This window comes from Flavobacteriales bacterium, from assembly GCA_020635795.1.
Classification (GTDB): Bacteria; Bacteroidota; Bacteroidia; order Flavobacteriales_E; family Vicingaceae; genus Vicingus.
Map to the genome: position 1 here is coordinate 20,272 of JACJZD010000009.1, position 9,741 is coordinate 30,012.

7 protein-coding genes are annotated in these 9,741 nt (G+C 34.1%); all 7 read left to right on the forward strand.

From position 1 onward, the window contains the following. The first annotated feature begins 83 nt into the window (after positions 1 to 83). The 7 genes from H6589_12900 (at position 84) to H6589_12930 (ending at position 9,369) form a co-directional block, all read left to right on the forward strand. The gene (locus tag H6589_12900) at positions 84 to 1,184 is read left to right on the forward strand and encodes a glycosyltransferase family 4 protein (GenBank protein MCB9175503.1); all 1,101 of its coding nucleotides are present in this window, start codon (positions 84 to 86) and stop codon (positions 1,182 to 1,184) included. A 12-nt stretch (positions 1,185 to 1,196) separates the two neighbouring features. Further along, complete coding sequence (locus H6589_12905; GenBank protein ID MCB9175504.1) at positions 1,197 to 1,796, forward strand: ribonuclease HII; 600 nt, start codon at positions 1,197 to 1,199, stop codon at positions 1,794 to 1,796. Between the two features lie 96 nt (positions 1,797 to 1,892). Beyond that, complete coding sequence (kynU, locus tag H6589_12910) at positions 1,893 to 3,170, forward strand: kynureninase (protein MCB9175505.1); 1,278 nt, start codon at positions 1,893 to 1,895, stop codon at positions 3,168 to 3,170. Between the two features lie 39 nt (positions 3,171 to 3,209). Next, positions 3,210 to 4,550, forward strand: coding sequence for an FAD-dependent monooxygenase (locus H6589_12915; GenBank protein MCB9175506.1), 1,341 nt, complete (start codon positions 3,210 to 3,212; stop codon positions 4,548 to 4,550). 79 nt (positions 4,551 to 4,629) lie between these two features. Then, positions 4,630 to 5,877, forward strand: a complete 1,248-nt coding sequence (locus H6589_12920) for a metallophosphoesterase (protein ID MCB9175507.1) — start codon at positions 4,630 to 4,632, stop codon at positions 5,875 to 5,877. Between the two features lie 41 nt (positions 5,878 to 5,918). Then, on the forward strand, positions 5,919 to 7,055 hold the full coding sequence (locus H6589_12925) for a site-specific integrase (GenBank protein MCB9175508.1): 1,137 nt from the start codon (positions 5,919 to 5,921) through the stop codon (positions 7,053 to 7,055). A gap of 115 nt (positions 7,056 to 7,170) precedes the next feature. Beyond that, complete coding sequence (locus H6589_12930; GenBank protein MCB9175509.1) at positions 7,171 to 9,369, forward strand: T9SS type A sorting domain-containing protein; 2,199 nt, start codon at positions 7,171 to 7,173, stop codon at positions 9,367 to 9,369. The last annotated feature ends 372 nt before the right edge of the window (positions 9,370 to 9,741 follow it).

Sequence of the window (9,741 nt, forward strand, 5' to 3'; positions counted from 1 at the left end):
TTATCTTAATCAATATTATTATTTTCGCTAAAAATTAACTCTTGAAAATAGCTGTAAATACTCGATTGTTGCTGAAGGATAAAATGGATGGAATCGGCTTATTCACCTTCGAATCGTTCAAAAAAATTGTTTTAGCACACCCCGACACTGAATTTATTTTTATTTTCGATAGAACTCCACAACCTGAATTTCTATTTGCAAAAAACATTACGGCTAAAGTAATTTCACCACAAGCCAGACATCCTTTTTTATATATGGTTTGGTATCAATTTTCATTAAAACGTCTATTAAAGAGCTTAAATCCTGATGTTTTTGTTGCAACCGATGGAATGATTCCGTTTAATACTAAAACCAAAACATTAGCCGTTATTCACGATTTAAATTTTGAGCATCACCCAGAGCATTTACCAAAACTGTTGCGAAATTACTATTGCAAATATTTTCCAAAATTTGCTCAACAAGCTACACGAATTGCAACTGTTTCGGAGTTTTCTAAATCTGATATTTGTAGGACCTACAAAATTGATGAATCAAAAATTGATGTGGTTTACAATGGTCCAAACGAAAATTTTATTCCAATTTCTACTGCTGAACAAAAGTTAATAAAAGAACAATATACCGCTGGTTACGATTACTTTTTATTTGTAGGTACCTTACATCCACGTAAAAATCTCATTAATTTGTTTAAAGCTTTTGATGATTTTAAGATCAAGACTAAATCACCAAAAAAGCTATTAATTGTTGGGCGTAAAATGTGGTGGACAAAAGAAATAGAAGAAACATTAAACAATCTGAATCATAAAGAGGACATTATTTTTGCAGGTAGAGTTACTGAAAATGAACTGTATAAAATAACCGCATCGGCTTATGCACTAACTTATGTCCCAATTTTTGAAGGTTTTGGTATTCCGTTAGTTGAAGCCATGAGCTGTGGAACTCCAGTTATCACATCAAACATTACCTCAATGCCCGAAGTAGTTGAAGATGCTGGAATTTTAGTCGACCCCTTTTCAATTGACGATATTTCTAATGCCATGGTTAGAATGGCGAATGAATCTTGTTTACGACATAATCTTTCAGAAAAAAGTATTGTTCAAGCCAAAAAATTCAGTTGGGATAAGACTGCTGATTTATTGTGGAAATCAATTCTAAAAACAATAGATACTTCGACAAGTTCAGAATGACAAATTAATAAAATGTTAAAGAGTTATTTTCAAAAAAAACTAATTGAAGCTGGCTGCGACGAAGCAGGAAGAGGTTGTTTAGCTGGACCCGTTTATGCAGCCGCAGTCGTTTTTCCAAAAGATTACAAAAACAAGATACTCAACGACTCTAAACAGGTTTCTGAAAAAAAACGTGAATTGCTCCGTTTCGAAATTGAAAAAGAAGCCATCGCTTTTGGTATTGGAGTTGTTGATAACAATGAAATTGATGAAATCAACATTTTAAACGCCTCGTTTTTAGCTATGCACCGAGCAATTGATGCATTAAAATTAAAGCCCGAATTATTATTAATTGATGGCAATCGTTTTAAACCATACAAAAAAATTCCCCACGAGTGTATCATCAAAGGTGATGGTAAATTTCTTTCTATTGCTGCAGCTTCTATTTTAGCAAAAACCTATCGTGATGAATTTATGGATAACGCTCATCTAAATCACCCCTTTTACGATTGGAACAATAATAAAGGTTATCCTACAAAAGCTCATCGAGAAGCTATCAAAAAACATGGTATTACAGATTTACATCGACAATCATTTCAATTGTTACCCAAACAACTTGTTTTAGATTTATAAAAAGTGGAATAAATACACTTGACTTTTTAACTTTCAAATTTTCTTACCCTTTTCTTACCACTTAGTTGATTATATTTGTACTCCAAAAACGATTGAATGAACTACCAAAATACGATTGAATTTGCTCAAAAATTAGACGAGCAAGATGAATTGAAAAGTTATAGAAGTAAGTTTCATATTCCTGTAATTAATGGGATTGAAACCTTATATTTTACAGGAAACTCATTAGGGTTACAGCCTAAAACAACCACAGCATATATTAATCAGGAACTCGAAGATTGGGCTAAATGGGGAGTTGAAGGACATTTCCATGCAAAAAATCCATGGTTTTCATATCACGAACAATTTGCTAAACCAATTTCAAAAATTGTTGGAGCACTTCCAACCGAAGTTGTGGTAATGAACAATTTAACTGTTAACTTAAACTTGCTAATGGTTTCGTTTTACCGTCCAACTAAAGAGCGTTTTAAAATTGTATGCGAAGCAAAAGCTTTTCCTTCCGACCAATATGCGTTAGAAATGCAAGTGAAAAATGCTGGATTTAATCCTGATGAAGCATTGATTGAAGTTGCTCCAAGAGATGGCGAAAAAACCATCCGACACGAAGACATTATTTCCGCAATAGAACAAGCAGGAAATTCACTTGCTTGTGTAATGATTGGCGGAGTAAACTATTTTACGGGTCAGGTTTTTAATATGAAAGCCATTACCGAAGCTGCACACAAAGTGGGTGCAAATTGTGGTTTTGACCTAGCACATGGAGCAGGTAATATAGCGTTAAAACTACACGATTGGAATGTTGATTTTGCTTGTTGGTGCTCTTACAAATATTTAAACTCTGGTCCAGGAGGGGTTTCTGGAATTTATGTTCACGAACGCCATTGTAACAATACTGATTTAATAAGGTTTGCTGGTTGGTGGGGACAAGAAAAAGAAACGCGTTTTTTAATGGAGAAAGGTTTTAAACCCATGAAAACTGCCGAAGCTTGGCAAATGAGTAATGCCCCTGTACTAACTATGGCTGCTCACAAAGCTGCCATTGATATTTTTGATGAAGTTGGCATGGATAAATTGTTAAAAAAACAACGATTGTTATCAGGTTACCTTGAATTTATTGTAGACGATATCAACTCATCACTCAACACTCAAAACCCACCTCTCGAAATTATCACTCCAAGAAATTGGGAAGAAAGAGGTTGCCAGGTTTCTATTGTTGCGCATGGTTACGGAAAAGCCTTGTTTAATAAGTTACTCGATAAAGGAGTTATTTCCGATTGGAGAGAACCCAATGTTATTCGTTTAGCACCAGTTCCGCTTTACAATAGCTATCTTGATATTTATAAATTTGGAGAAATCCTAAAAAACGCTTTATAACTCATAAACTTCTAACCAGATAAACTCATAAACTATTATATGAAAACAGCAACAGTTGTAGGTGCAGGATTAGTAGGCTCTTTGTGGGCAGTATATCTTTCTAAAGCGGGCTATAAAGTTCGAATAATTGAACGCCGACCAGATATTAGACGAGCAGATATTTCAGCAGGAAAATCAATTAACTTGGCTTTAAGCGATAGAGGTTGGAGAGCTTTAGACAACGTAGGGGTTGGTGATGAAATTCGAAAAATTGCTATACCCATGACAGGCAGAATTATGCACGATTTGGAAGGTAAATTAACTTATCAACCTTACGGAAAAGAAGGTCAAGCCATTTATTCGGTTTCGAGAGGTGGCGTAAATGCTAAAATGATGGACATTGCCGAAGAATATGGTAATGCAGAAATCATTTACAACGAAAAGTGTTACAACGTTAATCACGAACAAGGTATAGTTTATACCGAAACCTTATCAGGTGAGAAAAAAGAATACCAATCGGATATTATTTTTGCAGCTGACGGAGCTTTTTCGGCTGTCCGATATAACTCTTTTCAAACCTTAGATAGATTTCAATTTAGCCAAAACTATATTGAAGATGGTTACCGCGAAATTTTACTACCAGCGAATGCTGATGGAAGTTATCGATTAGAAAAAAATGCTTTACACATCTGGCCAAGAGGCAGATTTATGTTGATTGCACTACCCAACGAAGATGGTTCGTTCACTTGTACCCTCTTTATGCCCATGAAAGGAGAAAACTCTTTCGAAAGTTTAACCAACAAAGCTGCAGTTCAAACTTTTTTTGAAACAACCTTTCCAGATTTTTACACCATGATGCCCGAAATTGCTGATGCTTGGGAAGACCACCCTTTATCATCATTAGCTATTATTCGTTGCTACCCTTGGACACATGGAAAAACAGCATTAATGGGCGACGCAGCTCATGCAACAGTTCCGTTTTACGGACAAGGCATGAATTGTGGTTTTGAAGATTGTAGCGTAATGTGGGATTTGATGAAAAAACACAACGAAAATTGGCCCATTGTTTTTGAAGAATATCAGCAATTGCGTAAACCTGATGGCGACGGCGTTCAAGATTTATCGTTACACAATTATCACGTAATGCGTGATTTTGTTGCCGACCCACAATTTTTGTTACAAAAGAAAATTGAAGCTCATTTTTCAGAAAAACATCCTGATAAATGGATGCCTTTGTACAGTCAAGTAACTTTTAGCCACATACGTTATTCCGAAGCTTGGAAAACAGGACAAAAACAAGATGCAATAATGAAACGTGTAATGGCAAAACACAACAACATCAATGAAATTTGGAACAGTACCGAAATTGAAAATGAGATCTTAAACGAATTAAACTATTAGATGTTGGTGTTTAGTTTATAGTTTTTGGATGACCATTTACCATACACTAAACACAATATACTAAATACTATAACCCAACATGTATCTCAAGTTTATTATATATTCTATTCTGTTTGTTGTTATCATCGACACCTACTTTTTTCGGTCGTTTAGTGCATTAATTAAAAACCTAAAACCCAATTTGCGTTTGGCTTTAAAGCTGAGTTATTGGGCATTTACCTTGGCAACCATTGCTTTTATGTTTTTTGTTGCCTCTTATTTTCAAAATAAAGTAGCTGCGCCAAAAATTTATCGGGTTTATTTTATGGGTTTTATCATGATGAATTTTATGTCAAAAATTATTGGCTGTGTATTTATTATCATTCACGACCTTAAAACGCTTGGCTTTTTTATAAAAAGAAAACTGTTCCCAGTAGTTGAAAAACGCGATAAAAACACCATTTCTCGAAAAGATTTTATTAAAAAAGCAGGAGTAGTGGCTGCCGCCATTCCTTTTGGAACCTTGGTGTTCGGCATGTTAAAATCGGCATACGATTACACCATAAAAACAGAAAAACTAAACATACCCAACCTGCCCAATGCGTTTAAAGGGTTAAAAATTGTACAGATTTCCGATTTACACGTAGGCAGTTTTTTAGATGATGAACCTTTAAAAAAAGCCATAAAAATTATTAACGACCAACAAGCCGATGTTATATTTTTTACTGGAGATTTGGTAAACGACATAACTGAAGAGGCTTTACCTTTTATGGAGGTGTTGAGCCAAATAACTGCTCCAATGGGTGTGTTTTCTATTTTGGGTAACCACGATTATGGCGATTACTTTTACCAGCGTGAAGATTTAGCAGGTAAAAAACACAATTACGAGTTGATGAAAGCCGTACACCAAAAATTAGGCTGGAAACTATTGTTAAACGAACACCACATTATAGAAAAAGACAACGAACGACTAGCCGTAATTGGTGTTGAAAACTGGGGAAGTTCAGAGCGTTTCCCAAAATTGGGGGATATAGAAAAAGCAAAAAACGGATTGTTAACCACCGATATTAAATTGTTGTTAAGCCACGACCCATCACATTGGGACGCTATTGTTTTACCCAACCATAATGATATTTCAGCAACATTTTCGGGACATACACACGGTATGCAGTTTGGCATAGAAATACCACATTTCAAGTGGAGCCCTTCACAATACTTATACAAACAATGGGCAGGATTGTACAACACCAACAACCAATACCTTTATGTAAACCGTGGCTTAGGCTTTTTAGGTTACCCTGGCAGGGTGGGTATTTTACCAGAGATTACTGTTTTTGAATTGGGTTAAAAAAATCTTTAATTTTATTTTTCTTGTAAAACCATTTTAAGATGTTCAAAAAAATAGAAGTTAAAACCCTTGTTTACAAAAATGAACAACGATTAGCACTTTATTTTCCTTACAACGAAGAGTTAGTTAAATTAATAAAGTCTTTTCCTGATGCTGCTTGGAGTAACTCTAATAAATGTTGGCATATAGCAAATGGCAGAAACAATATGAAAGAATTGTTTCAGGTATTTAATGGAAAAGCCTATATTGATACAACAGCTATATTCTCAAATAAAGAAAAAACAAAAAATAGGGTGGAGAAACTTTCTGAAAAAGTTAAACTTAATACAACACTTACAAACCAACAGATAGAAAAAATAACACAATTTAAAGATTGGTTAAGCAGCAGAAGATACTCGCCAAACACAATAAAAACATATATAGAAGCACTTCGAACTTTTTTAAGATTTTATTACAATAAACCGTTAAACGAAATCAATAATCAAGATTTGATAAAGTTTAACAATGAATATATTCTAAAAAATGGCTACTCGTCTTCATTTCAAAATCAAGTGGTAAATGCTATAAAATTGTTTTTCAAAAAAATTGAAAATACTCAACTTGAATTTGATTTAATTTATCGCCCTAAGCAAGAGAAAAAGTTGCCGAATGTTTTGAGTAAAGAAGAAATAAAACAAATATTGGAAGCTCCTTCAAACCTAAAACACAAATCCATGCTGAGTTTAATTTATGCTTGTGGATTAAGAAGAAGTGAATTGTTAAATTTAAAACCTGCCGATGTTGACTCAAAAAGAAAACTCTTAATAATTAGACAGAGTAAAGGTAAAAAAGATAGAATTACACCTATTTCAGAAAAAATTATTGTGCTACTTCGTGAATATTTTAAAATATACAAGCCCAGCACCTGGCTTTTTGAAGGACAAGTAGTAGGCTCAAAATATTCTGAAAGAAGTATTGAAGAAGTTTTAAAAAAATCTGTTACATTAGCTAAAATAAATAAACCTGTTACTTTACATTGGTTGAGACACAGTTATGCCACACATTTATTGGAAAGCGGAACTGATTTGAGATATATTCAAGAATTACTAGGGCATAATAGCAGTAAAACAACAGAAATTTACACTTATGTTAGCACAAAAAATATTCAACAAATTAAGTCACCTTTTGATGACTTATGATAAAAATAAACCTCAACTTGAATTGAGGTTATTTACCCATTTTTGGATGTATAACCTCAACTAAAACCTAAAAAACTGAGTATATAAACAAGTTGGCAATAATTAAAAATGCATTATGAAACATTTAACCATCTTCATCTCCCTTTTATTAATTGCTTATAATCAGTTATATGGACAAAATTGGATTCAAATTGGCCCAAAAGGGGGCTATTTTAAAGAGTTTACATTTCACCCTAATAATCCTTCGATAATCTATGCAGGTAGTGATGATGGTGGTGGAGTTTGGAAAAGTACAGATGGGGGAATTAACTGGGCATTAATGACGGGTAATTTCCCTAACATGACTGGCTGGTCTATTACACTAGACCAACTTAATCCTGATACTATTTTTGCGTGTGATGTCTATAGTCGTTATGGTTTATTAAAATCTACAGACGGAGGGAACACATGGAGTCAGATGGTTAATGGTTTATCTAGTCAATACGACAGAATGGTTTCTGGAATCGCTTTCAAAAGTTCAGACACATTGTTTATTAGTACTGGAGAAGGAGCAACAACTGATCCTCCAAGACCTGGCAATGGTGTTTTTAAAAGCTATGATGGAGGAAACTCATGGAATCCCGCTGGACTTCAAGGTTCTACTGTTCCATCCATAGGGTCGAATGTCTTTGGGACTATATTTGCTGGCACTGAATCCAATGGGCTTCAATACTCAAATGATAATGGTTTAAATTGGTATGCCCATCCCAATATTCCCTCATTTTCAGCAATTTATGAGATTGAAGTAGAAGATAGTGTAATTGCGGTAGCATCTACTTCCGGGATTTTTCTAAGTACAGATTGGGGTATTAGTTTTATCAATACTGGCTTAACTGGCAATTTTAATTTTGACATATCCATCCAAAGCACTTCACCAACAATTGAGCTTTGGACTACTACTTTTGCCGGACTTCAAAAGTATTCCTCATCCACCGCCAGCTGGTCAATTGTATCTGACCCTTTAATCAATAATAAATTGGTTATTGGAATTGGAATCTCTGGTTCTACTGTAATGATAGGTACTTTCTCTAACGGTCCAATATATTTATCAAATAATAATGGAACTAATTGGAGCACCACAAATGTATCTCCAACCTGTACAGAAATAAATGATCTCATTGTTGACCCCAATAATTCAGCCAGAATTTTTACATGCTTGTTAGGTACATACAACATTGGAGGAAATTATAATGATCAATGCATTTATGAAACAACTGACAATGGAATTTCATGGGTTAGAAAAGGTCCAAATGCACATGCACTTTGTCTTACTGCCAATCCATTAAATTTCAACACTTGTTATCTAGGCACTTTCTCTAAAGGTCTTTTTAAAACGACTGATGGCTTTAATAGTTATTCGAATTTAATTAGCGGAAATAAATGGATTGCTGACATTGTAGTAAATCAAATAGACACCAATATCGTATTGTTAGCAGAATATGACCTTAACCTAGTTCAATTTTCTATTAAAAGAAGTATTGATGGTGGAAATACATTTGCTGTCACAAGCAATCAACCAGTTAATAGATTAATCTTAAACCCGAATAACAATGATACCGTTTATGCTGCAACACTTAATGGTATTATTCGTTCTACTGATAACGGATTAACATGGAATTCTTGGCTTCTAAGTGGTAAAAATATTTTATCATTGGGCTATTATGATTCTATTTTATATGCAGGCACTGAAGATGGGGAATTATATAAAGTAACTGGGAATACCTCTATTAACATTTCTGGAAATTGGCAAACTCCAATTCAGGTTAAGAGCATTTATAAAAAGCAAAATAATTTATTTGTTGGCTTAAATGGAGCTGAACAAGATACAATCAAGGTATTGAATGGTGGAATTTGGACTACAAGTGATGGAGGAACATCTTGGACAGAGATAACTACTGACATGAGTTCTACAAATATTTATGGAAATAATGTGATTAGTAGTGTGAATTCTGATTTATTAGTAGCAACATACGGAGGGGGAATATTTAAATCCAGTAATTTTATTTTAAATGCGTATGATAACGAACATTCTGACGTTCTTATTCAGGTTTATCCCAACCCTACAGAAGATTATTTAATTGTAACTACAGCTGAAAATATTAAATATTATAGTTTAGTTGACTTAAATGGAAGAATTGTCAAAGCAGAAACAATAATAGGCGCAACTAATTCAGAACTAAAAATCAAAATATCTAATCTTCAAACTGGATTTTATACTCTATTAATTCGATTAGAAAACAATAAAACTATTGCCAACAAAGTGTATAAGCAATAGCGGTTTTGGTATTAACTTGAACCGCTTTTTCATTTAATTAAAGTATATTGTTGTCTGAAAAGTAGTGCCATAAAATCCGCTACTGCTCATACACAAAACGTTGGGCAACATACAAAAAGCCAGCCGCACAAACAGCACATTTGGTTTTTACCGACACAAAAGCCAACGCTGAAAAAACCAAAAGAGCTGTTTTTTGCCAACGCTCGACAGAATGATAGAACAAAAGATTGAACGAAAACTAAATGCTGAAAAGACTAATAATACTGAATTCTGACATTTACTCGAAAGCTGATATTGAGCTTGACGAATGCAATTCGCTTCAAATTGTCGGACCAAACAATATCGGAAAAAGTACGCTGATTTACGCACTTA